Raw genomic sequence first — 23,998 nt, 5'->3', positions numbered from 1 at the left:
TGCTTGACAAGTGCGGGGATGTCAAAAAATAAAATGACAGATGCGTATGCGGGAGAATAGACGTAAAAACGAGAGAAAACAGGAGATAGCAGTTTATAAATTAAAAAATTGGTAAAAAGGTCTTGACAGACGGGGGAAAAACCACTATAATATAGTTTGTTCTTTCCTGTCGGATGGATAGAGAAACCTGAACAGTTAAAAAACGCCGCTGCTTCGGCGGAGCTTTTTAACTGTTCAGCATGACTGGAAGAGCAACAATATTCTAATATGTAGGGGGTAACCTTTTCTATGTCCACTTATATGCCAAAGACTGAAGAAATCACCCGCAAATGGTATATACTCGATGCAGCAGACAAGCCGATGGGCCGTGTTGCAGCGACTGCCGCCCACATCCTGCGCGGCAAACACAAAGTAACCTTTGCGCCGCACGCTGACTGCGGTGACCATGTCATCATCCTGAATGCCGAGAAGACCGTTCTGACCGGTAAGAAGCTCGAGCAGAAATATTACCGTCATCACAGCGGCTGGGTCGGCGGACTCAAAGAGATCCAGTATAAAACCCTGATGGCGAATAACCCGGAAAAAGCAATGGCTCTGGCCGTGCAGGGAATGCTTCCTGACACCACGCTTGGAAGAAAAGCGCTGACCCGTCTTCGCGTTTACAAAGGCGGCGAACATAAGCATGCAGCGCAGAGTCCCGAAGCTTGGACACTTTAATTGAAAGAAGAAGGAGGCGTCAATTCCATGTATAACGATAGAGCATTTTTTTACGGAACCGGCAGAAGAAAAAATTCTGTTGCAAGGGTAAGACTGTATCCGGGAAAGGGCAGCTTTACCATCAATAAAAGAGACATCGACGATTATTTCGGACTGGAAACCCTGAAGGTTATCGCCCGTCAGCCTCTGAACCTGACCGATACCCTCGGCAGCTTTGACATCGAGGTCAATGTTTCCGGCGGCGGCGTATCCGGACAGGCTGGTGCCATCCGTCACGGCATCGCGCGCGCACTGCTTCAGGCCGATGAAAACTATCGTCCGGCCCTGAAAAAAGCGGGCTTCCTGACCCGTGATCCGCGTATGAAAGAGCGTAAGAAATACGGACTCAAAGCGGCCCGCCGCGCTCCGCAGTTCTCGAAGAGATAATCAGGTTTATGATTCAGAACCAGAAAACCCGCCTGTCAGGCGGGTTTTTTTGTTGTATTATCATATGGAAGAAACGCTCCGGTGCTGCGTGTCCAACCGGTCAGCAATTTCGGCGACGCGGCTTATATGCACACCTCATTCCCAGATAAAAAACCAAATAAGAGAAAGCAGTCGCGCAGGCCTTGTATGTAGGCGGCCTTTATTTCATAATTTGACTTATGTACTTCACCCTCATAATGCCGCCTGATTGCTATGCGGTCCGGTTTTTCAAACCGCAATAGAAGTTCCTCCACCATCTCTTCGGTTTTCTTCTGCTCTTTGCAGACAGATAAGTATTCAAGATTTTGTTCGAGTTCTTTTAATGCCAAATCCTCTCTTGCTCCAATCAGTGAACGGAGTGCGTCGCGGGTCATGGTATTCATAAACATGCTTCCTTTCAAAATTTGTACAGCTACCCTTGAAAGGAATCGAAACCCATGTTATAATATTTGAGTCGAAGTTGTCTTTTCAGATAGCTGTCGTCCGGGAAGTGGCGTGTTTCTTTGTGGGAGTTCGCCGCTTCCTGTCATTTTTTATAGACCACATCAAGCTCGATTTCGCCTTTTAAAAACTTTGTGATGAGTTCTTCCAAGATGTCATTCACATTGACCTTGTTTTTAACGGCTGCAATCTTTAAATCTGAGATCAAACTTTCTTCCAATGTGGTCTTAAAACCGATTCTCAAATGTTCACCTCCAATCTTATGATCATACTATCATATAATCGTAAGATTGTCAAATGGTTTGTTTATTTTCGTCTGTCCTGTCTTGAGCGGTAATGAAAAATCATCTCTTGCTCCGATCAGGGAATGGAGTGCGTTGCGGGTCTTGGTAGTCACAATCATGTTTCCTTTCAAAATCTGTACAGCTGCCCTTGAAAGGAACCGCAGCTCATGCTATCATATTGGAGTCGGAGCTGTCTTTTCAGATAGCTGTCGTCCGGGAAGCGGCGTTACTTCTTCGTTGGAGGGGCGCCGCTTCCTGTCATTTTTTATTGAGGTCATCCCGCACCAGATAGATTCCTTTTCTGACCACGTCAGAGCGTGACGAGTCAAGCTTTTTGACACACTCGTCAAGAATTTCCTTTGTTTCTTTGTCGACCCGAAGATATATTCTTTCAGATAAAGGATTATCAGATGGAGGACGTCCCATCTTTTTCTCCGACATAGATTCACCTCACTTTCTGTCGGCTTATAAGTATCATGCTATTTGATCAACAAAAAGTCAAGCGGTTTTTAGAAATCGCTGAAAATATATTTTTCAGCAGGGATGATTTGTACAGCCTATCTTGAAAGGAACCGCAGCCCATGTTATAATATTTGAGTCGAAGTTGTCTTTTCAGATAGCTGTCGTCCGGGAAGTGGCGTGTTTCTTTGTTGGAGGGACGCCGCTTCCTGTCATTTTTTATTGAGGTCATCATACAGGCCTTTAATGCTTTTTCTTATCGTTTCAGAACGATTTACATTTAAGAGCTTTTGGCAGTATTCAAGCTGGTCAAAGGTTTCTTTGTCTACTCTGGCCTTAACTTCAATCTCCAAAGGCTTTTCTGGATGAGGCCCCGGCTTTTTTCGCTCCACTACATGATCACCTCCTATCTTTAGGTACGAGTTAACAGTACAACTTGTGCCTCAAGATGTCAAGTGCTTTCTATAAAAATAAATATAGAAAATGTACAGAATATGTGTTATGATTGACTTGAAAAGTTTTGTGCAGTAAATAGTGAGCGGCATATCAGATACAAAAACAAGACAAAGCCCCGATAAACAGGGCGTTTGAGGTGCCAAACGAATAGAATCCCGATGCATTTGCAGAGGGCAGTTGATACGTTATCCAAAGCGATATCTGTAAATGTGTACGGATATCGCTTTTTTACAAGGCTCAGATGGTTGATCCCGGAAAAGATGGGATGAATCTGTTTGATTATCAAAACGGGGAAACGGATGCATCAAGCATCTTTCTAAGAGATCAGAAGGGAGGAAAACACATGTCATCGATAGAAAAGCCGATCCGGCGTTCCGCGTTCAGGCAGAAGGCCGGCATGGCTTATTACGGGCTGATGCGGCGTTTTTTGTGGATACGGATGAATCGGATGTTTGCTTCCTCCCTGACAGATGAGAAGCTGCCCTTCCTCTGTTTTTCCCATCAGACGCTGCTTCTCAGGAAATTGAAGGATGTCGATATGCGGCTGCAGTACAATAAGATCACCAACCTGAAGATTGCGGCGAAGAAGCTGAATGGGATCATCCTGCATCCGGGGGAGGTCTTCAGCTACTGGAAGCTGATCGGGAAGCCGACAAAACGCAGGGGCTATCTGGATGGGCTGATCCTGCAGGGAGGCTCCTTTCACGCGGGGACAGGCGGCGGGCTGTGTCAGCTGTCCAACCTGATCTTCTGGATGACGATGCACACCCCGCTGACCGTCATAGAACGCCACCGGCACGGATATGATGTATTTCCCGACTCGAACCGGACGCAGCCCTTTGGAAGCGGCGCGACCTGTTTTTATCCGCACGGCGATCTGATGCTCCGCAACGACACGGAGGACGACTATCAGCTCATCATAACGGTGGGGGAACAGTACCTCGAAGGGGAATGGCGGGTATCCGCCCGGCCGCGGTATACATATAAGGTGGTCGAGAGGAATCACGAGATGAAGGGCGAATATTGGGGCGGATACAGCAGGCATAACGAAATCTATCAGCAGAAATTTGACCTCCAGGGACAGATGATAGAAGAAAAGCTGCTGATCAAAAACGCGGCTATCATGATGTATTCGCCGTTTTTATCGGAGCAGACGGCGAAGCCTGAATGATAAAAGGCCGGTATCTATCGCGATAGATACCGGCCTTGGCAATTGCTTTTTTCAATAGAGGAGAGAGACGATGCAGCTGCCGTCAGACAAGCATGCCCAAGCGTTTGAGCATCCGGATGCCGTCCCGCAGGCCCTGCCTGTACACATAAAGCTCCTGCTGGCCATGGACGGCGGACAGCAGTGTGAAGCACTCATATGCAAATTCCTGCTGTCCCTTAGTCAGCATCCCTTCACAGTCCTGATGCATCTGGTCTAGCTTGTCCTGAAGCAGGTGATATTGTTTGGTTGCCTGAAATTTTCTGACGGCGTTGTCCCGCATCTGTTCGGTCATAAAGTCGAATTTTTCTTTGTTGCTCATCGTAAACGATTCCTTTCTCGAATGTCTGCCGAGCACCTTGAAAGTTCGTCCCGCGCATGTTATAATATTTACGCGGTCATCGTCTTTGGCGGTGGTCGGCGTGTGGAAAGCGGTGGCTATCTTGGTGGGATTGCGCCGCTTTCTTTAATGATTCAGGGCATCAATGCCGTCCCGGATTCCCTGTACACGGGTGACGCCTTTCATCCTGCAGTATTCGTCTAATTTTTGCAGGGATTGATCGTCAAGTCTTACTTTTATCTCGTGTCTTTTGGGACTATCGGTAGGGCGCCCCAACTTCTTTTTTTCGGGCACAAGTTCACCTCACTTTCGGGACCCATAATAATTATATATTATCGGAACCCAAATGTCAAGCTTTATCCTATTGATTTCTGTCGAGGTCGTCATAAATCCTGTGGATTCCTCTTCTCACAATTTCAGCCTTTGATACCTTTGTTTGTTCAATACATGTTTCCAGTTTTTCGGCGGTATCATGGTCAAGCCGGACTTTAAGAGAGATATCCTTTGGATTGTCAGTAGGACGGCCCATCTTTTTATTCCCCAAAAATATCACCTCACTTATAGGGGTCGCTAATATTATAACTTAGCGACGTCGATAAATCAATAGCACAAAGTAAAATATGTAAATGTTACAACAAACGCCCTGGCAGGAATTCGTCCGAACTCTTGCCAGGGCGTTTTTTCGATGGAAGAAAGTGTTATCTTCCAACAGCAGCCGCTGCGGGAAGATCAGGTGTCCTCTTTGCCGCCTTCCGTCCCGGCCTTGATCAGCAGCTTTTGATACGTTGCGTCCACAAGCGCCGCCCCTAAGGGCGCCGTGATCAGGATGGACAGCACCGCAACGGTGAGGACTGTTTCGCCGCAGGCCAATCCCATTGCGAGCGGCAGCCCTCCGATGGCGGCCTGCACCGTCGCCTTCGGCATATACGCCAGCGCCGAAAAAACGCGCTCCTTTTTGTTGAGCGGGGTTCTGATCAGGGATACGAACACACCGGCCAAACGGAAAGCCAGCACGCAGAAAATCAGCAGAATGGCCATCGCTCCGGCCTTTAACGCATAGCTGATATTGACGGTAGCGCCGACCAGGACAAACAGCAGCACTTCCGCGCCGACCCACAGCTTGGAGAATTTGTTGGCAAGCCGCTTGGAGACCGGATAATTCTTTTGCTGCAGGGCGGCGCCCAGCGCCATAACCGCCAGTAGCCCCGAAAAGCCGACTGCGCCCGTCAGCGTATGCTCAACCGTGACCAGCAAAAACGATACGGACAGGATGATCACGACCTTTCCGCTGTCTCGGATATGTGCTTTTGAAAAGAGCAAATAGAGCAGCAGCCCGGCCAGGATACCGCCGATCAAACCGAACAGGATCGAGGTCGGGATCGTTAAAAAGCGGATCGGTGAGAGCTGGCCGTCCTTTGCAAGGCCGGTAAAGGCGGTGAACAGCACAATGACGAACACATCGTCCACAGAGGCACCCGCCATGATCATCTGCGGGATGCTTTTGTTTTTGCCGTAGCCGCTCTCCATCAGCTTCAGCATTTTCGGAACGACGACCGCAGGCGAGACAGCCGCGACGACCGTGCCCATAACGGCGGCTTCCAAAAGTGTGACGCCGAAGAAGATGGGCGCGAAGATCAGCATGCCCGCGATTTCAAAACAGGCCGGGACGAAGCACAGGAGTATGGCAGGGCGCCCGACTCGCTTCAGATCCCTGATGTCAAGGTTGAGTCCGGCGCGGGTGAGGATGATGATCAGGGCGATCTGCCTTAAATCTGTGGAGATGTTTAAAATGGACGGATCCAGCAGGTTCAGCACATAGGGGCCGAGCAGGATTCCAGTCAGCAGCATCCCTAAGAGGCTGGGCAGCTTCAGCTTTTGGAAGATGGTTCCCAAAGCCATTCCGCACAAAAATACAAGCGCCAGTGACAGCAGCATAGCATTCGCTCCTTTTCCCTCGCAGCGCACAAAAAAGCTGATGCGTCTGCGATTTGCAATAAAATCACAGAAGTCATCAGCTTAAAAAGCGGTTTAGGATGGATCCAGGGGAGAACTTCATTCCCTTTGCGCATCATTTTACCATACATCAGGGACGGATGTCAAGAAAATAAATTTTTTAAACGTTCGGCGGGCTGGGATATTTGATTTTCCCGAAGACGCTTTTTGTTTGAAAAACATTTTTTTTCTTTCATTTTGAACATGGTTTTGGCAGAAAAGAATATCAAAAATGGATTGTATAGATGCGTTTAAAACACCCAAAACTAATCGCATGCGGATGCAAATATCCATAAACAGCGCAGACAAAATTTTGTCGAATTCTGAAAGTTCATATCTTGTTTACAGGGGGGAAGCAGTCATCGTTTATAATATTTTTGGTTATAGAGTGAAAAATCACCGTGTGGGATGCCTGATTCTGTAAAGATCCAGTAAATCAGTGAAATACCGTCTTTATCGTCCATAAAATGGGTACCTCTCACAGAAAAACGATTGATCATATATGTAAATTGCACAAATTTCAAAAAAATAACGAAAATGATTGGCATTCGGAAAAATTCACTTTTAATTTGGTAGGGTAAGTGATATAATAAGAATGTTAGAAACATGGTTGAAGGAGAGAAACGGTGTTGGAGAAGTTTATCATTCATGGTGGTAGAAAGTTAGAGGGTGAAGTTGTAGTCAGCGGCGCCAAAAATGCCGCGGTTGCAATCATTCCGGCCGTTATCCTGTCAGAAGATGTATGTGTTCTTGAAAATATACCGAATATCAGCGATGTATTCGTTCTGTTTAAGATATTACACGAAATGGGCGCCAAAATTGAGGTGCTCAACAAGTCGACGGTCCGCATCGATTCCCGGTTTATCCGGCAGCCGGTCGTACCGTATGAGCTGACCAAATATATGCGCGCGTCCTATTATTTCATCGGCGCTCTGCTGGGCAGATTCAGCAGGGCTTCCGTTTCGATGCCCGGCGGCTGTGATTTCGGCGTCCGACCGATTGACCAGCACATCAAGGCGTTCGAATCGATCGGCGCGCGGGTGAATTTGGAGCACGGCATGATTGATGTGTATGCCGACGAGCTGGTCGGCAACCAGATCTATTTTGACGTGGTCTCGGTCGGCGCGACGATGAACATCATGCTGGCGGCGGTCAAGGCGAAGGGCCTGACGGTCATTGAAAACGCGGCTAAGGAGCCGCATATTGTGGACCTTGCGAATTTCCTGAACTCCATGGGCGCGGATGTCCGCGGCGCGGGCACCGATGTCATTAAAATCCGCGGCGTCGACCATATGCACGGCGCGGACTATTCGATCATCCCGGACCAGATCGAGGCGGGCACCTATATGGTCGCGGCGGCGGCTACCCGCGGGGATGTGCTGGTCAAGAACGTCATCCCGAAGCATCTCGAATCCATCACGGCAAAGCTGATCAAATGCGGCGTCGAGGTGGAGGAATTTGACGATGCGATCCGTGTGGCGGGCGTCAAGCGGCCGCAGAAGAGCAGCCTCAAGACGATGCCGCATCCCGGCTTCCCGACCGACATGCAGCCGCAGATGACGGTGCTGCTGTCGCTGGCCGAGGGCACGAGCATTGTGACCGAAGGGGTATGGGACAACCGGTTCCGTTATGTCGACGAGCTGCGCCGGATGGGCGCAAGCGTCTCGGTCGACGGCAAGGTCGCCGTCGTCGAGGGCGTTGAGAAGCTGACTGGCGCGCCGGTCAAGGCGACCGACCTGCGCGCGGGCGCCGCGCTGATCATTGCGGGCCTTGCGGCGGACGGGACAACCGAAATTGAGGATATCAACCACATTGAGCGCGGCTATGACGACATCGTCGGCAAGTTCACGCAGCTGGGCGCGGATATCCGCAAGATTGAAATTCCGGACAGCCAGCTCGCACAGGCGCTTTAACCCGTCAAAGGGCAGGCCAGCGCGGATGCGGTGCGTCCGCACATACAAGTAAACAACGCGGTACAACAGAATCTGGAGTTTTTCAGGTTCTGTCTGTTTTTTCAAGCGATTTTCTGAGGAAGCGGGGAGGAACGATCAAACGATGACACGGGTAATTCCGTTTTACAGCGGCAGCAGCGGAAACTGCCTGCTGGTCGAGCACGGCGGGGAGAAGCTGCTGATCGACGCGGGCATGAGCTGTAAATGCATCACCGAGGCGCTGCGCCAGGTCGATGTTGAAATCGCCGAGCTCAGCGGCATCTTTGTGACACACGAGCATTCGGACCACATCAAGGGGCTCAGGATCATCACCAAGAAGTTCGGCATCCCGGTCTTTGCCACCGAGCCGGTCGCGCGGTACCTGCTCAGCAAGGACCACATCTTCGGCGACACGCCGGTACATATTCTGGAAGACGTGCTGGACCTCTCCACAATGCGGCTTCATCCGTTCAAAACCTCGCACGACAGCGTCGGCAGCGTCGGCTTCCGCATCTCGACAGACAATGGGCGGGAGATCGGCATCGCGACCGACCTCGGGCGGGTGACCGACGAGGTGCACGCGGCGCTGTGCGGCTGCGGCCTGGTGGTGCTGGAATCCAATTACGACCAGCGGATGCTGGAATGCGGCCCTTATCCGTACATGCTGAAACGGCGGATCATGAGCGCGCGCGGGCATCTCTCAAACGACGACTGCGCATTGGAGCTTGAAAGGCTGATTGGCAGCGGCTGTACGCAGTTCATCCTGGCGCATCTGAGTAAGGAGAACAACCTGCCGGATTTGGCGTTTCAATCGGCGGTCAGCTATCTGGAAGGCCGGGAGATGCGTGAGGGCAGGGATTATTCGTTACATATCGCGCCGCGCAGCTTTGCCGGCCGGCAGTTTGTTCTGGGCGAACCCGAACGTGTCCTGACCGGACAGGGGCTGGTCGTATGATCCGGATTTTGTGTGTTGGAAAGCTCAAGGAAAGCTATCTGAGAGCTGCGTCGGCGGAGTATGAGAAGCGCATCGGCGGCTTTGACAGGATCGGCGTGACCGAGCTGGACGAATACCGCCTGCCGGAGAATCCCTCGGAAAGCCTGATTGAGAAGGGGCTTCAGAAGGAAGGCGTGCAGATGCTCTCCAAAATCCGTCCCGGAGACTATGTCGTGTGCATGTGCATCGACGGAAAACAGCTTTCTTCCGAGGAGCTCGCGCATCGGCTGGACAGCCTGCAGACGGCCGGGACAAGCAGCTTTGTATTTGCCATCGGTTCCTCGCACGGTTTGTCGGATGACGTGGTAAAACGGGCCGATTTGAAGCTTTCCATGTCCCGGATGACCTTTCCGCATCAGCTTGCGCGGGTGATTCTGCTCGAACAGATTTACCGCGCCTTTCAGATTTCGCGCGGCGGAAAATATCATAAATGAACATACAGGGCTTGCTTCCATGCGGCAGATGGGCCGGAGAACGGAAACGGGTCCTGTTAGTGATTCCCGCCAAAGCGGCTTTGTTCGGCATATGGGGCAAGTGTGACAGGCCCGGTCAAAAAGGTTAGAGCGGGGGCAAAAAGCATCCAGGATGCGCACCGTTTCATATACAGACTGAAACGATGTGTGGTTTTGGAGGTGTTCGATCCGGCCGCCGTCTTTTAAAAAGGATGGAAGAGCAAAGGCGCCATCCATTCATGAAGGAGTTTTATGATGAAAAAAAACTATGTCAGAAATCTGGTGCTGGCATCCCTGTTCGTGGCGCTGGAGATTGTCTTCACACGGTTCTTTTCGGTGACGATCATGAATGTGGAACGGGTCAGCCTGACCTTTCTGCCGCAGGGACTGTGCGGCTTCCTGCTCGGCCCGGTCTGGGGCGCGGTTTCCGGCGTCGTTTCGGACCTGCTTGGCATGGTGATCAATTCGGCCGGACAGCCTTATTTCATCGGCTGGACCATCTCGGCACTGATCAAGGGCGGCGTCTACGGCATGATGCTGCATAAAAAGGAGCTCAGCTTTGTGCGGATTCTGCTGACTGTTCTGCTGGTCACCGTCGGCATCGATCTGATCCTGAACCCGCTGTGGGCATATCTGCTTTATGGACAGGGATATCTGGCGGTCATCGGGCTGAAGCTGCCGATTCGCCTGGTGTACATCCCATGCGCGGCGTTTCTGCTGTACTGGGTGCTTCGCGGCGTCAAGCGGGCGCTGAAGCGCATCTCTCATTGATGCCGGCGGACAGGTCATCCGAAAAACGCATCCAGGGATGGTCGTGGGGCCGCGAGACGGCCTGCGGTATGCGGCTGCAGGGCTGTGACATGAAGCGCGGCGATGCAGCCCGTCAGGCGGTTGGGTATGCGGACAGAATGGATTTCAGCGGACAGCCTCAAGGCATGGCTGCCGTATAAAGCTTTTTTTAACAGGCAATATGCGGGATCTTAGGATATTTCCAAGATCCCGCATATTGCCTGTTTTTCTGTCAAATGGAACGGCCGATTTTCGATGTGAAAGATTGTGAAAGGTTTTGTATACAATCTTAAAACCTGACAGGTTTCTATTGATTTTTCACAGGGATTGTTATAAAATATAAAGGAATAGTGAATAAGCGCGAAAAATCCCGGCTGGGTTTTTGCTGTGAAACTGCATATAGGATGACAATCAATGACGAAAGCTCCCACCACGGAAAATGACTATGGTGAGGGCGCGTTTTTTTTCTGACCGAAACGCAGCCGGACACGCGCAGGGGAGGAAGCGGCAGGATGATACCATTCAACAGGCCCAGCGTCACCGCGCTGGAAAGACGGTATGTAGCGGAAGCGCTGTCTGCCGGGAATTTGAGCGGGGACGGCCCGTTCACCAGAAAAGCGGTGCGTCTGCTGCGCCGGGTAACCGGCATTGCAAGCCCCATGCTGCTGACGACCTCCTGCACCCATGCGCTGGAGATGAGCGCGCGGCTTTTGAAGCTGCAGCCGGGCGATGAGGTCATCCTGCCCTCCTACACCTTTGTGTCCACCGCCAACGCGGTGCTGCAGTGCGGCGCGGTTCCAGTCTTTGCGGATATCGACCCGCGGACGATGAACCTGGACGCGTCGAAGCTGGAGGAATTGATCACAGGGAGAACGCGGGCGGTTTATGTCGTGCACTATGCGGGCGTTCCCTGTGAAATGGATACGGTCATGGACATTGCCCGCAGACATGCGCTTCCGGTTGTGGAGGACGCGGCGCAGGCAGTCGGCTCGCATTATAAAAACCGGTCGGCCGGCAGCATCGGGGACTATGGCTGCTTCAGCTTCCATGAGACGAAGAATTACACGATGGGCGAGGGTGGCGCGCTGATCCTCAACCGCTCCGAGAGCTTGCGGGAAGCGGAGATCATCCGGGAGAAGGGCACCGACCGCAGCCGTTTTGTACGCGGCGAGGTCGATAAATATACCTGGCAGCAGCCCGGTTCCTCATATCTGCCGTCCGATGTGCTGGCGGCGACGCTGTGCGGCCAGCTTGAACGCTTCGATGAGATCATGGAGAGCCGCATGCGGGTGTGGAACGCCTACCATGAGGGCTTTCAGCAGCTTGAAAAAGCCGGAAAGGCGCGCAGGCCGTTTATCCCCGACGATGTCGGACACAACGCGCATCTGTATTACCTGCTGCTGGAGAACCGGAAGGTGCGGGACAGGCTGATAGAAGACCTGAGGCGAAGAGGCGTCCAGGCATGCTTCCACTATGTCGCGCTGCACACATCGCCGCAGGGGCTGTCGCTCGGCTGCCGGCCGGGAACGCTGCCGGTCACCGAGGACTGTGCGGAAAGGCTTTTGCGTCTGCCGCTGTACTGCGGCATGCGGGAAAAAGAGACCGCACAGGTCATCCAAAGCGTGACCGAATGCCTGTAGGAACAGCGTTTGCTTCGGTCAGCAGGATTCCATATCGTACCGATATGCTGTCAAAACGTTATGATTGATCTCAAAGCGGCGGTGGCCTTTGTCCATGGAAGACAGGATGCTGTCCGTAAAGAATCAGGACAAGTCCAGCTGGATGACGGATGGCTTTCAAACAAAGAAGATATGCGGGCGACGCGCGCTTGAATGGGGTTGGGGAGGCCAAGCCCTGCTGGAAAATGCGGGACCGGGCAGATACAAACGGATTTCCTGAAACAGTATCGGAGCCTTTACATTCTCATGGCCATACATACGGTCGGAACAAAAAGGAGGGATGCGGACATGACAGCGACAGACGGACATTTCTCACGGCGGATCGGCGCGTTTTATCACCGGCATCAGGCGCTGCTGCTGTTCCTGCTGGCTGTGCTGGTCAACCTGCTCGGCTTTTTGTATGTCTGCGGGACCCGTACCTGCCACTTCGCGCAGAATGACGACTACCGCATGCGGGATCTGGCATCCGGCGCCTATCTTGGGGAGCCGACGCCGTATCTGGTTTTCATGAAATATCCGGTCGGCCTGCTGCTGTCGGGCCTTTATACATATTTTCCCTCGGTCTCCTGGTATGGGCTGTTCCTCTATGCCTGCATCCTGCTGCCCTGTATCGTGACGCTGTACCGGGCCAGCCGGCAGTGCGCGAGTGTAAAGCAGCTCGGTGTGGTCTATCTCGTCTACCTGCTGGCGTTCTGGGTGATCATTCAGCGGCACATCGCCGCGCCGCAGTTTACCACCAGCGCCGCTTTCCTGGCAGCGGGGGCCGCGGCGCTGCTGCTCACCATGCCGAGGACGCCGAAGCGGCCCGGATGGTTTGCAGCGGAGCTGCTGCTGTTCGCGCTTCTGTGCTTCGGAAGCGTCTGCGTGAGGGAGAAGACCTTTTTGATGTTTGTGCCGCTGCTGCTATTGATCCTGTTTGTGCGGCAGCTCGGCTGCGGCAGGCTCTGGAAGCGCACGCTCAGCCTTACGCTGTCGCTCGTGCTGGTTTACGGCGGCGTGATGTGGCTGGAGCAGGCGGTTCAGACCGACGAATCCCGTGCGTATCAGGAATTCAACACCGCGCGTTCGCAGGTGTACGATTATTATGACATCCCAATCTGGACCGGCCATGAGGAATTCTATGAATCGATCGGCCTGGACAAGACGCTTGCCCAGAGCATCCGCTCCCGGTACTATGAGCTGGATGAGCGCGTCACAACCGAGACGCTCACACAGCTGGCGGACTATATGCGCGAGATCGAGCGGGAAACCCCGTTCATCCGGCGGGTGTGCAATGCGGTGTCGGATACCTTTGAAAGCTTTGTCAATTCCAACATCCTGCTGCCGCAGTCCATGCTGCTGCTGACGCTGCTATTTGCGCTGCTGCTCGCGGCGCTCGCCGGGCGCAGGCACGAACCCATCATCCTGATCTGCGGGGGCGTCCTGCTGCTGCTTTTTGAGGTCTGTTTCCTGCTGTTTCAGGGGCGGATGGTTTCACGCATCCCGGAATCGATGCTGGTTGTGCTGGCGTCGATGACCCTGTGCATGCTGCCGGCTTCCCTGGGGCGTCTTCGCGCGCTTGTGTCGGCCGCAAAGACGCAGGCGGAAGGGTTTGCGACCATGAAGCGAAGCCGGCTGACGCGGGTGTGCAGCATCCTGACGGCGGGTATCTGCTCGGCGGCGCTGCTCCTTACGCTGACGGCGGGGGCGTATCAGGCCTATCAGAAGTCGGCGGCGAGCTATCAAAGCCGCGGGGAGCTCTTGCTGGAAACCCGCGCGTTCTGCCGCAAAAATCCGGACAATTTCTACTACCTCGATGCGGACGACTTCATCACCCTGACAGAACCGGTGTTCGACGACGATGAGACGCGCTATAAGAATATGGAATCGGCGGGCTCCTGGCTGCTGCGCTCGCCGCAGTATCGACAGAAGATCCGTGCGCGGGGCTTTGAAACGATGACGCAGGGGCTGGTCGAGAACGGCAATGTCTATTATTTGGCAACCACCCGGCCGACCGTCCTGATCAAGTACATCAGCCAGCGGTACGAGGGCCATGAACTGCTGAAGGCCGGCTCCATAGCCGGCGGAAAAGTCATGGTCTACAAGGTCTATCAAACGCAGGTATGACGGACAATGACTGTTCCGTCAGATGGTACAAGCACTGTACTGCTATGGAATTGGAATAAATTTGACGATTCATATCAATAGAAATTGATATTAGAAAAGATTTGGACGGGTCATGCCGGACAGGATGCCCCGGAAGCATCGGACAGGAAAAGCATGACCTGATAAAGAGAAAAGGAGGCGGTCGGATGCAGCATAACTGGGAGAAGACGTTTATGGAGATGCACCGCGCGTATGAAAAACGCCGGCGGGTGTGGCTGTGCGTGCTGTCGGTGCTCATCAATTTTGCGCTGATCGCGGCGGTATATCTGGCAGGGGACACCTACCTTGCCACCAATGACGATACGGCCATCAGAAGCTTTGCTTCCGGCTCCTATTCCGGCGCGCCTTCCCCGTATCTGGTCTTTATGCAGATTCCGGTCGGATGGCTGCTTTCGGGCCTGTATACCTGGTTCCCGGCAGTCTCCTGGTATGGCGTGTTCCTGCTGTTCTGCGTCGGCCTGTCGCTGACCGTGCTGCTCTACAAGCTGCTTGAGCGGTGCCGGACCTGGCGGCACTACACCCTTGTGCTTATGCTATACCTGTTCTTCTTCTGTACGGTCTTTCTCAGCTGCGTCAAGTCGCCGCAGTTCACCACAACGGCGGCGGCGCTTTCGGCAGCGGCGGCGCTGATCCCGCTGACGCTCGACACCGAACGCCCGCTCTCCCATGTCGTGCCGAACCTGGTGCTGTTCGGGTTCCTGAGCTTTCTGGCTGTCTGTGTGCGGCAGAAGGTCTACCTGATGATCCTGCCGGTGACCGTGCTGATTCTTGTGGTGCGGTTTCTGCTGAAGCGCCGGCTCTTCAAGCGGGTGCTGGCCTTTGTGTGGGTGGCGGCATTCGTCTACGCGGGCACGCTCGGCATCGACCTTGCCATGACCAATTCGGACGACTACCGCGTCTATGCGGAGTTCAACCAGGCGCGCAGCGATGTGCAGGATTACTACGGCTTCCCGGATTATGAGGAGAACAGGGGCCTGTATGACGCGCTGGCCGTGGACGAGTACCAGTACCGCATGATGATCGGCGGGTATTTTGACGTCGACCCGGTCATCAATGCCGACACCTTCCGGATGATCAGCGATTATCAGGATGAGATGGTGCAGAAGGAGCCGTTTGGAAGCCGCATCGCCGATGCGCTGCTTGAAACGCCGGGCTGGTTCTTCAAAAGCTATCTGCCGGTGCCGTCCATCATCCTGCTGATTTTTTCGCTGGCGACGCTGGCGTTCGCCTTTGTGAAGGGCGAGCGCAGCATCTTTGCGCTGGGAACGGCGGCAATTGCGGCGGTGTTTCTGGAGATCGCATGGCTCATCTTCGGCGGCAGGATGGTGCTGCGTCTGATCGAGTCGATGGTGCTGCTGTTCGGCATGCTGCTGCTCAATCTGTTTGTATCGCTGTTTCTGCGCTACATTCCCGACAAGCTGCCCAATATCGCGGGAGAAGCGGCAGAGGGAAAGAAGAATACGCGCGCGCTTGCCGGCATCGCCATGCGCGTGACGGCTGCTGTCACGGCCGTGATGCTGGTGGTGGCCAATTACTATACGCTCGAGACCATCGCGGAAAACAAGATCAAAAACAGCGAAGCGGTCTTTACGATGAACGCGTACTGCCAGGCGCATCCGGAGAATTTCTATTTTTACAGCGTGTCAAAATTCGGCGGCGCGATCGGCTACGTCTTTTCGGATGACGAGACGGTGTTTAAAAACTCCAGCGCGATCGGCGGCTGGTCGGTCAAATCCCCGATGTACTATGAGAAGCTGGATCGTTACGGCATCCAGGGATTGACGGAGGGACTGATCAACCACCGCAATGTCTATTATATCGATACCAAGTATCCGACGGCGCTGCGCGACTATATGCGCGAGAAGTACGGCGAGGAGCTGACGCTGGTCAAGGTGGACGACATCTATGACAAGCAGCTGTTTGTCTATAAGGTGGCGCAGGTCATCAAGCCGATGGAGGATACGCCGGCATCTTAAACAGCCGGGATATCTGAATAGGCGGCCCGCACATCCCGGACAGACGGCTCGGTGCGCGTTTCGACAGACGATTCGGCGGGGCGCGCTGAATGTGCGCATCGGACATGCGGCTATGACTCATTCCGGCCAAGCTGTCCGGGCATTTCGGATATCCCGGTCAGACAGTTTGGCTAAGGACCCGAACGTGCGCGTCAGATGAACGGTTTAACCTGTCCTGCTCAAGCGGCCAGGATATCCCAGACAGACGATTCGGCCGGACGGCCCGGAGGTGCGTTCGGACGAGTGGATGCAATGTGCGCGTTTTTACAGGGAGCTGTCTATGATTTTGGCGGCGGTTTAACAGAAGAATGGGAGATATCCGGCTTGGGGAAGGCCGAAAGCTGATGAGGAAGAAGAGGATTGGTATGTTGGTTTCATTTGTGATCCCGTGTTACAATTCACAGGACACGATCGAGAAGGTGGTTACACAGACCTGCCGGCAGATGGACACGTTTGTGAACTGCCAGTATGAATTCATATTGGTGAACGACGGCTCGCAGGATGGAACAATCCTGATACTGAAGCAGCTTGCGCGCCGCTACGATTTTGTGCGGGTCGTTGACCTGTCGCGTAATTTCGGGCAGCACAACGCGTTGATGGCCGGGCTGCGCTACGCGTCGGGAGACATCTTTGTCGGGATGGACGACGACCTGCAGACCCATCCGTCCCAGCTTCCCAAGCTGTTCGCCAAGCTCGGCGAGGGCTATGATGTGGTCTACGGCTGCTATACGGACAAAAAGCACACGCCGATGCAGCGCATCGGCAGCCGGTTCAACCATTACACAGTGCGCAGGCTGATCGGGAAACCAAAGGAGCTTCTCATTTCAAGCTTCTGGGTCTGCCGTCGGTTTGTGCGCGACGAGGTGATCCGGTACGAATATCCGTATACGAACCTGCAGGGGCTGTTTCTGCGGACGACATCGAACATCGCGAATGTCCCGATCGAGCATTTTGAGCGCGCGGCCGGCCGATCGAACTATACCTTCGGCAAGCTTGTCAAGCTCTGGTCAAGCTGCACGAGCTTTTCGGTCGTTCCGCTGCGGCTGTCGGCGATGCTCGGTACGCTGTTCCTGGCGCTTGGCGGGATTTGGGGCATCGTGCTGATGGTGCTGGCTTTGCTTGGAAACCCTGTCGGTTCCGTGGCGCCTGTGTTGGCGGGCATGTTCTTTTTAAGCGGAGTCCTGCTCATCTTTCTGGGGCTTATCGGCGAATATGTCGGCAGGATGTTCCTGTCGGTGAACCAAAGCCCGCAGTATGTCGTGCGGGAAACCTGCAACCTTGCGGGAAAGGGAGGAAAAGATGATCAAGCGGATATTGATACTTGGCGCGGGAAACGCGCAGATCGACGCGATCCGATTCTGTAAGCAGCATGGCTTTACGGTATACGGATGCAGCTATACCGACGCCGACCGCGGCATCCCGCTGCTCGACGGCTTTCGGCGGATCGACATCAGGGATGTGGAAAACGTTTCGGCCTATGCGTCCGCCATCGGTGCGGACGCGGTCTATTCGGTCGGCTCCGATCTTGCGATGCCGACCGCCGCCGCGGTCAGTGAGCGTTTGAGCCTTCCGCGCTTTATTTCCTCGGAAACGGCGCGCATCTGCCAGAACAAGGAGAAGTTCCGCCGCTTTCTGGGGCCGGATTTTGAAGGGAACCTCCCATATAAGAAGGCCCGAAGCCTGGACGACGCGCTGTTCTTCGATGCGTTCCCCGGCATCATGAAGCCGGTGGATTCCCAGGGACAGCGCGGTGTCTGTACGGTGCGCAGCCGCGAGGAGATCGAAGCGCAGTTTGCGCGATCGCGGAGCTTTTCCGCGTCGGGAACGGTGATTCTGGAACAGCTCGTCGACGGACCGGAGGTTTCGGTCAACGTCTACCGGCAGGATGGCAGAACCGTTTTTCTTCTGATCTCCGCGCGCGGCGTATTTGGGGAATATCCGGGCGGGATTATCAAGGAGCACCTGCTGCCGCACGGGCTGTCAAAAGCAGGTGAACAGAGGGTGCGGGATCTGGCGGAGCGGGTCTGCGCAAAGCTGAAGATCAACGACGGGCCGGCCTACCTTCAGATCAAGCTCGACCGGGTACGGGAACAGCCCTATTTGATTGAGGTGACGCCGCGGCTGGACGGCTGCCATCTGTGGCGATTGATCCGGCATTGCTGCGGCGTGGACCTGCTGGAGACCTCCTTCCTGCATCTGTTGGATGGAGCATGTTCGTCGTTTCAGCCGCGTCCTGCCTTTGACGCATACCGGCTGCGTTTTCTGTGTGAACAGCCGGGGCGTGTGTTTGACCGCGCGCGTTATGACGTAAGCGGTGCCGAATACCTCGAATGGTATTATGAAACCGGGGATACGGTGCGGCCGCTGAACGGCTTTATGGAGAAATGCGGCTATGTGATAGAACCGGTGCATCCAGGAGAAAACGAATGATTGCGTTGACCGGGGCATCCGGTTTTCTGGGTCAAAGCCTGCTGGAGCAGTACGGCGGAGAGGAAGCCTTTGTCTGCCTGACACGGAAACCATTGCCGCCGGAAGGATATCCCGGGTTTGCGGCGGATGAAGCTGCGCCGGAAAAGGAACAGTCGGCATACCGGACCTTGGAAAAGCTGTGCCGGATGCATGGGCATCCCCATGTGTGCTGGAGACAGACCGACTATACCGTCGAAAGCCTGATGCAGGCGCTGGACAGCTGTGAAGGCGTGATCCATCTCGCGGCCAGGAAGGTCGACTCTCAGACAGAACAGACACCGGAAGTTTACCGTGAAAACCATGCAGTCACGGAAAATCTGCTGGAAGCCTGCCGGAAGAAACATATCCGGAATGTTGTGTTGCTGTCCTCGCGCTGCGTCTACAGCATGCGCGACGAGCGGCCGTTTCGGGAAAACAGGGCGTGTCATCCGCTGAACTTCTATGGGCTGTCCAAGCTCCAAATGGAACAGACGGGCGCATACTACCGCGACCACTATGACATGGCGGTCAAAAGCCTGCGGTTGGCGCAGGTTTTCGGCGCAGGCGACCTGCTTTCATCCGCACCCGGCGTATTCCTGCGCCGCGCAATGGATGGGGAGCCGCTCACGCTCTATGGAACCGGTGCGGGAAAGCGGAATTACATCTATGTAAAGGATGCCGTGCGCGCGGTTATGACAGCTTATCAGAAGACGGAACACAGCGGCGTCTACAACATCGGCGCGGCGCGGTCGGTTTCCTGTCGGGAGCTTGCTCAAGCGGCCAAGGCCGTGGCGCACAGCGATTCGAAGATCATGTATCTGTCAGACCGGCCGGACGATGAACTGATCGTAGAGCTGGATATATCCAAAGCATGCCGGGAACTGGGCTTCTCAGCTTCCTATGATCTGGAATCCGCGCTGCAGGATATGAAGGATTGCCTGGAAGATCGAGGGGAAGGACCGGATGCCGTTTAAACAATAAGGGACTTGGAACGATGTTTCGGGAACCATCAATACCACATGAATCAGGATGTTTCGGAACAATCAACACCACAGAAAACAGGCCGTTACGGAAACATCAACATAACAGAAAACAAATGGATTGCAGTGTCATACGATGTTTCGCAGTCCATATGAACATATTTGAAAGCATCATACAGTGCGGGCCGTCCAGGGACAAAACGGCCTGTGCTAAAGGAGTGAAAGGATGGAAGATCCCATCAGCAAACAGAAAAAATCGAATCTGTGGGCATATGTGCTGCTGTACGGCTCGGTGTTTCTGACCAGCTTTGTGTCGGTCGCGGCGAAGCTTGCTTCCCGATATGAGTTCATGTCTTGGGGATTTATCTTTTTCTACGGCGTACAGCTGGCTATCTACGGCATCTACTCGATTCTCTGGCAGCTGCTGCTGGAACGGCTGCCGCTGTCCTCGGCCTATCTGCGCAAGGGGCTGTCCTTTGTGCTGATCCTGGTCTGGTCGGTGGTGTTTTTCGGGGAACAGATTCATCCGAGCCAGATTATAGGATCGGTCGTCATTTTGACCGGAGTGGTGGTGTCGCAGTATGAACGTCATTAGTTATATCGGTTACCTCTTCGCGGAGTTCATTTCAGCTGTCGCCAACCTGATCCTCAAAACCTCCGCCAACAAAAAGCCGCGCAGCTTTTTAAAGAAGTTTTTGAATGTTCGGGTCATCTCCAGCTATGGCGTCTTTGTGATTGCCAACCTGATCAACGTGCTGGCGCTCAAGCACATGGAGCTCAAGTTTGTGCCCGCGCTGCAGGCGACTGGGTTTATCTGGATTCTGATCCTGTCGGCGGTCTTCTTAAAGGAGAAGCCGACCAGAAAAAAGCTGATCGGAAACGCGTTGATTCTGATCGGGCTTGTGATCTTTTGTCTTTATTGACAGTCAAGGTATAGGACGCAACATCATTCGGGAAGGATGTCCAAGCATGAAAGGAATTGTACTTGCAGGAGGAAGGGGAACGAGGCTGTATCCATTGACCGTCTCGGTCTCCAAGCAGCTTCTGCCGATCTATGACAAACCGCTGATCTACTATCCTTTGTCCGTTCTGTTGCTGGCCGGGATCAGGGAGATCCTGATCATCTCAACCCCCGAGGACCTGCCGTCGTACCAGCGGCTGTTCGGCGATGGGAGCAGGCTGGGAATCCGTATGGAATATCAGGTGCAGGAAACGCCGCGCGGGCTGGCGGATGCGTTTATCCTCGGGGAAAGCTTCATCGGGGGGGACGACGTCTGCCTGGTGCTGGGGGACAACCTGTTTTACGGACAGGGACTTTCCTCGATGCTTGCGAAGGCGATCCGGGAATGCCGCGGAGCAACCATCTTCGGCTGCCCGGTTGCGGACCCATCCCACTTCGGCGTAGTTGAAATCGACCTGAACGGCGAGGTCCGGTCGCTGGAAGAGAAGCCGCAGAAGCCCCGTTCCCGGTATGCTGTGCCGGGGCTGTATTTTTATCAAAACGATGTCGTCAAGCTCGCCAAACAGGTGCGGCCGTCCCCGCGCGGCGAATTGGAGATCACCGCCATCAACGAGACATATCGGCAGCAGGGCAGGCTGCAGGTCGCCAAGATGGGCCGCGGCATGATCTGGCTGGACACCGGCACGCCGCAGACGATGCTGCAGGCGGGCTGTTTTGTGGAAGCGGTGCAGTCCAAGCTGGGGCTGTACATCGCGTGTCTCGAGGAAATCGCGTGGCGCAGGGGCTTCATCGGCGACAAAGAGCTGTATGAGGCCGGAAAACGGCTGGAGATGACCGATTACGGCCGGTATCTGCTGCGCCTGCTGCAGGAGGAACGTCCCCAGTGACGGCTTTTTTCAATGACAGGAAGTATCAGGACTGCAGCGATTTTCCCCAATCGAAGATTGGGGAAAGCCAAGAAGACTGCCATCCTATGAAACAAACGGTCTTCAGGATTTTTTCATATGGCAGATAACGATATCTCAGCGACCGAAAGGAGGAAGCGCATGAACCTGTCAGGCAAGCATCTGCTGGTGACCGGCGGAGCCGGCTTCATCGGTTCGAATTTCATCCTGTACCTGATGAGGGAATATGATAACCTATGCATAACCAATCTGGACAAGCTGACCTATGCCGGCAATCTGGAGAACCTGCGCGGGGTGGAGAACGATCCGCGCTATCGATTTGTGCTGGGGGATGTCTGCGACCGGACGCTGCTGCAAAGCCTGTTTGCGGAGAAGCAGATCGATCTGGTCGTGCATTTTGCGGCGGAAAGCCATGTCGACCGCTCCATCCGGGACGCCGGCGCCTTTGTGCAGACCAACATCGGCGGCACGCTGAGCCTGCTGGACGCCGCCATGAATGCCTGGAAGCTGGACGGCGGCTATCGGGCGGATGTAAAATTCCTGCAGGTTTCGACCGATGAGGTTTACGGCTCGCTTGGGAAAACCGGCGTGTTCACCGAGCGGAGCCCGCTTGACCCGCACAGCCCGTATGCCGCGTCAAAAGCGGGCGCGGACATGGTGGTCAAAGCCTATCATGACACACACGGGCTTCCGGTCTGCATCACACGGTGTTCGAACAACTACGGCCCGTACCAGTTCCCGGAAAAGCTGATCCCGCTGATGTTCACAAACTGCCTGCGCAAAAAGCCGCTCCCGGTCTACGGCGACGGCTTGCAGGTGCGCGACTGGCTGTATGCGGAGGATCACTGCCGCGCCATCGAACGGGTACTCTTAGACGGTCGGGCCGGGGAGGTCTACAACATCGGCGGACGCAATGAACGGACAAACCTGCAGATTGTAAAAACCATCATCGAGACGGTGCGACGCCTGCACGACCCATCGGTCAGCGAAGCACTGATCACCCATGTCGCCGACCGCAAGGGCCACGACCGCCGCTATGCGATCGATGCGTCCAAGATCGAGCGGGAGCTTGGATGGAAGCCGCTGGTTCCATTTGAAGAGGGGATGGAACGAACCATCCGCTGGTATTTGGAACATGAAGATTGGCTGGCACATATCGTCAGCGGCGCATATGAAGAATATTACCGGCAGATGTACGGCGAAAGCGCCAGTTGAAATAAATGCTATATAAAAAAACACCGATTTGAAGAAAACTTCAATCGGTGTTTTTTAAGTTTTACGGCCTAACAGCCAATCGGCTGAAACCTGAAAAATATCTGCCAATGCGCAGAGTTCAAAATCAGATACCGGACGCTTTTGACCTTCCAGAAGCGAAAGAGCCGGAATGCTGATGTCAATTCCTGCGGTCTGTAGCTTGGCCAGCAACTCAACCTGTTTCATATCTCTTTTTTTACGCATTAAAGTGACCCGGGCACCTATTCTGTTTCGGTCGCCTAACGCCAGCTTTCTAGTGTTCATATTACGCCCCCTTTTCTATATTTTAAGATAAAAAGGTCTTTTCAAATTTGGCAATACCAAATATAATAGAATTAATTTTAGTATTACCAAATATGGAGGCGTGAATATATGAAAGAACAAACTTGTTGTTTTACAGGGCATCGTGATATTTCAGAGGGAGACACGGCTGGCATAGTAAGGCTGCTTGAATATGAGGTGGAAAAACTAATATGTGAAGGTGTATGCTATTTTGGTGCTGGTGGGGCACAGGGATTCGATACCATTGCGGCTCAGGTTGTTTTAAAAATGAGAGAGAGACACCCACAGATTCGACTGATTTTAGTCTTGCCGTGTCGTGACCAAACCCAAAGGTGGAATCAGAAGGATAAGCAAATCTATGATGCAATTCTTTCTCGAGCGGATAAGGTGGTCTATCTGGCAGATCAATATTACAGGGGCTGTATGCATCAGCGAAATCGGTATCTGGTAGACCACAGCGGGCATTGTATCTGTTACTTGCGGCGCGATATGGGAGGGACAGCTTATACTGTTCGATATGCAAAGTCGAAAGGAGTACATGTTATCAACCTTTTTTTGATAGAAGAAAGTGGTGTAAATTAATGAACGCAAAGATTGTTAAAATGCTTCCAATTTTGAAAGGAGAAAGAATATAGAATGTAAAGGTCAACATCCGTCCCAGCCAAGGTATTGGGGTACCATGAAAGAAACCTGTAACCAGAGAAGTGTCCGCTGCTAGCTGTGCCCAACCACTCAGCCAAAAGCAAAACGCCGCCCGCAGGCGGCCGAAGCAGACAATGGAATATCAGAGGGGATTTTCAAG

The 23,998-nt window shown here is 53.7% G+C and carries 26 protein-coding genes and 1 riboswitch; of the genes, 19 read left to right on the top strand and 7 right to left on the bottom strand.

The window, feature by feature from the left end; all coding sequences use genetic code 11:
- Positions 1-288 precede the first annotated feature (288 nt).
- On the top strand, positions 289-717 hold the full coding sequence (gene rplM / locus BN348_RS12615) for a 50S ribosomal protein L13 (protein WP_040198402.1): 429 nt from the start codon (positions 289-291) through the stop codon (positions 715-717).
- Positions 718-744: 27 nt separating this feature from the next.
- Positions 745-1,143: a 30S ribosomal protein S9 gene (gene rpsI, locus BN348_RS12610; RefSeq protein ID WP_040198401.1), complete on the top strand. Its 399-nt coding sequence runs from the start codon at positions 745-747 to the stop codon at positions 1,141-1,143.
- A gap of 122 nt (positions 1,144-1,265) precedes the next feature.
- Here rpsI and BN348_RS12605 read toward each other — a convergent pair whose 3' ends face one another.
- From BN348_RS12605 to BN348_RS12595, 4 genes are all read right to left on the bottom strand, one after another.
- A complete protein-coding gene (locus BN348_RS12605; protein WP_040198400.1) occupies positions 1,266-1,565 on the bottom strand; it encodes a hypothetical protein in 300 nt (99 codons plus the stop codon).
- Positions 1,566-1,708: 143 nt separating this feature from the next.
- Positions 1,709-1,867, bottom strand: coding sequence for a hypothetical protein (locus BN348_RS13990; protein ID WP_156136520.1), 159 nt, complete (start codon positions 1,865-1,867; stop codon positions 1,709-1,711).
- Between the two features lie 298 nt (positions 1,868-2,165).
- Positions 2,166-2,348, bottom strand: a complete 183-nt coding sequence (locus BN348_RS12600) for a ribbon-helix-helix protein, CopG family (protein WP_040198399.1) — start codon at positions 2,346-2,348, stop codon at positions 2,166-2,168.
- Positions 2,349-2,578: 230 nt separating this feature from the next.
- Positions 2,579-2,758, bottom strand: coding sequence for a ribbon-helix-helix domain-containing protein (locus BN348_RS12595; RefSeq protein WP_242844351.1), 180 nt, complete (start codon positions 2,756-2,758; stop codon positions 2,579-2,581).
- Positions 2,759-3,165: 407 nt separating this feature from the next.
- On the opposite strand from BN348_RS12595, the gene BN348_RS12590 reads away from it, so the two are divergent.
- A complete protein-coding gene (locus BN348_RS12590; RefSeq protein ID WP_040198396.1) occupies positions 3,166-3,993 on the top strand; it encodes a VanW family protein in 828 nt (275 codons plus the stop codon).
- A gap of 82 nt (positions 3,994-4,075) precedes the next feature.
- Here the strand turns inward: BN348_RS12590 and BN348_RS12585 are convergent, their stop codons facing one another.
- Positions 4,076-4,351, bottom strand: a complete 276-nt coding sequence (locus BN348_RS12585; RefSeq protein WP_040198394.1) for a hypothetical protein — start codon at positions 4,349-4,351, stop codon at positions 4,076-4,078.
- A gap of 747 nt (positions 4,352-5,098) precedes the next feature.
- On the bottom strand, positions 5,099-6,304 hold the full coding sequence (locus BN348_RS12575; protein ID WP_040198390.1) for a cation:proton antiporter domain-containing protein: 1,206 nt from the start codon (positions 6,302-6,304) through the stop codon (positions 5,099-5,101).
- Positions 6,305-6,364: 60 nt separating this feature from the next.
- Positions 6,365-6,438: riboswitch (Fluoride riboswitch) on the bottom strand.
- A 552-nt stretch (positions 6,439-6,990) separates the two neighbouring features.
- Here BN348_RS12575 and BN348_RS12570 point away from each other — a divergent pair.
- From BN348_RS12570 to rfbB, 15 genes are all read left to right on the top strand, one after another.
- Entirely contained in the window at positions 6,991-8,274 is a 1,284-nt protein-coding gene (locus BN348_RS12570; protein ID WP_040198389.1) for a UDP-N-acetylglucosamine 1-carboxyvinyltransferase, read from the top strand.
- A 142-nt stretch (positions 8,275-8,416) separates the two neighbouring features.
- Positions 8,417-9,247 (top strand): MBL fold metallo-hydrolase, encoded by an 831-nt coding sequence (locus tag BN348_RS12565; RefSeq protein ID WP_052446930.1) that lies wholly within the window; start codon positions 8,417-8,419, stop codon positions 9,245-9,247.
- A complete protein-coding gene (rlmH, locus tag BN348_RS12560; RefSeq protein ID WP_040198388.1) occupies positions 9,244-9,720 on the top strand; it encodes a 23S rRNA (pseudouridine(1915)-N(3))-methyltransferase RlmH in 477 nt (158 codons plus the stop codon). Before BN348_RS12565 ends, rlmH begins: the two co-directional genes overlap by 4 nt.
- A 273-nt stretch (positions 9,721-9,993) precedes the next feature.
- On the top strand, positions 9,994-10,509 hold the full coding sequence (locus BN348_RS12555; protein WP_052446929.1) for a folate family ECF transporter S component: 516 nt from the start codon (positions 9,994-9,996) through the stop codon (positions 10,507-10,509).
- Positions 10,509-10,688: a hypothetical protein gene (locus BN348_RS12550; RefSeq protein WP_040198387.1), complete on the top strand. Its 180-nt coding sequence runs from the start codon at positions 10,509-10,511 to the stop codon at positions 10,686-10,688. Before BN348_RS12555 ends, BN348_RS12550 begins: the two co-directional genes overlap by 1 nt.
- A 351-nt stretch (positions 10,689-11,039) precedes the next feature.
- Entirely contained in the window at positions 11,040-12,167 is a 1,128-nt protein-coding gene (gene rffA / locus BN348_RS12545; RefSeq protein WP_040198386.1) for a dTDP-4-amino-4,6-dideoxygalactose transaminase, read from the top strand.
- Between the two features lie 327 nt (positions 12,168-12,494).
- A complete protein-coding gene (locus BN348_RS12540) occupies positions 12,495-14,312 on the top strand; it encodes a hypothetical protein (RefSeq protein ID WP_040198385.1) in 1,818 nt (605 codons plus the stop codon).
- 185 nt (positions 14,313-14,497) lie between these two features.
- Positions 14,498-16,327: a hypothetical protein gene (locus BN348_RS12535; protein WP_040198384.1), complete on the top strand. Its 1,830-nt coding sequence runs from the start codon at positions 14,498-14,500 to the stop codon at positions 16,325-16,327.
- Positions 16,328-16,731: 404 nt separating this feature from the next.
- Positions 16,732-17,730 carry a glycosyltransferase family 2 protein gene (locus BN348_RS12530; protein ID WP_052446928.1) on the top strand — a complete coding sequence of 333 codons (999 nt, stop codon included), beginning with the start codon at positions 16,732-16,734 and terminating at the stop codon, positions 17,728-17,730.
- Positions 17,666-18,796, top strand: a complete 1,131-nt coding sequence (locus BN348_RS12525; RefSeq protein WP_040198383.1) for an ATP-grasp domain-containing protein — start codon at positions 17,666-17,668, stop codon at positions 18,794-18,796. The genes BN348_RS12530 and BN348_RS12525 overlap by 65 nt, the downstream gene beginning before the upstream one ends.
- Positions 18,793-19,788 carry an NAD-dependent epimerase/dehydratase family protein gene (locus tag BN348_RS13385; protein WP_052446926.1) on the top strand — a complete coding sequence of 332 codons (996 nt, stop codon included), beginning with the start codon at positions 18,793-18,795 and terminating at the stop codon, positions 19,786-19,788. The genes BN348_RS12525 and BN348_RS13385 overlap by 4 nt, the downstream gene beginning before the upstream one ends.
- Positions 19,789-20,020: 232 nt before the next feature.
- Complete coding sequence (locus BN348_RS12515) at positions 20,021-20,389, top strand: EamA family transporter (protein WP_052446925.1); 369 nt, start codon at positions 20,021-20,023, stop codon at positions 20,387-20,389.
- Positions 20,376-20,717 (top strand): EamA family transporter, encoded by a 342-nt coding sequence (locus tag BN348_RS12510; protein WP_040198382.1) that lies wholly within the window; start codon positions 20,376-20,378, stop codon positions 20,715-20,717. The genes BN348_RS12515 and BN348_RS12510 overlap by 14 nt, the downstream gene beginning before the upstream one ends.
- 46 nt (positions 20,718-20,763) lie before the next feature.
- Positions 20,764-21,642 (top strand): glucose-1-phosphate thymidylyltransferase RfbA, encoded by an 879-nt coding sequence (rfbA, locus tag BN348_RS12505; RefSeq protein ID WP_040198381.1) that lies wholly within the window; start codon positions 20,764-20,766, stop codon positions 21,640-21,642.
- A gap of 117 nt (positions 21,643-21,759) precedes the next feature.
- Entirely contained in the window at positions 21,760-22,875 is a 1,116-nt protein-coding gene (gene rfbB / locus BN348_RS12500; RefSeq protein WP_420885264.1) for a dTDP-glucose 4,6-dehydratase, read from the top strand.
- A gap of 54 nt (positions 22,876-22,929) precedes the next feature.
- On the opposite strand, the gene BN348_RS12495 is transcribed toward rfbB, so the two are convergent.
- On the bottom strand, positions 22,930-23,178 hold the full coding sequence (locus BN348_RS12495) for a helix-turn-helix domain-containing protein (RefSeq protein WP_040198379.1): 249 nt from the start codon (positions 23,176-23,178) through the stop codon (positions 22,930-22,932).
- A gap of 108 nt (positions 23,179-23,286) precedes the next feature.
- On the opposite strand from BN348_RS12495, the gene BN348_RS12490 reads away from it, so the two are divergent.
- Positions 23,287-23,778, top strand: coding sequence for an SLOG family protein (locus tag BN348_RS12490; protein WP_040198378.1), 492 nt, complete (start codon positions 23,287-23,289; stop codon positions 23,776-23,778).
- The last annotated feature ends 220 nt before the right edge of the window (positions 23,779-23,998 follow it).

It is taken from the genome of Candidatus Soleaferrea massiliensis AP7, assembly GCF_000820765.1.
Lineage (GTDB): Bacteria > Bacillota > Clostridia > Oscillospirales > Ruminococcaceae > Soleaferrea > Soleaferrea massiliensis.
Note: the sequence above shows the minus strand (reverse complement) of the source record. Positions and strands in the feature narration are given on the sequence as shown.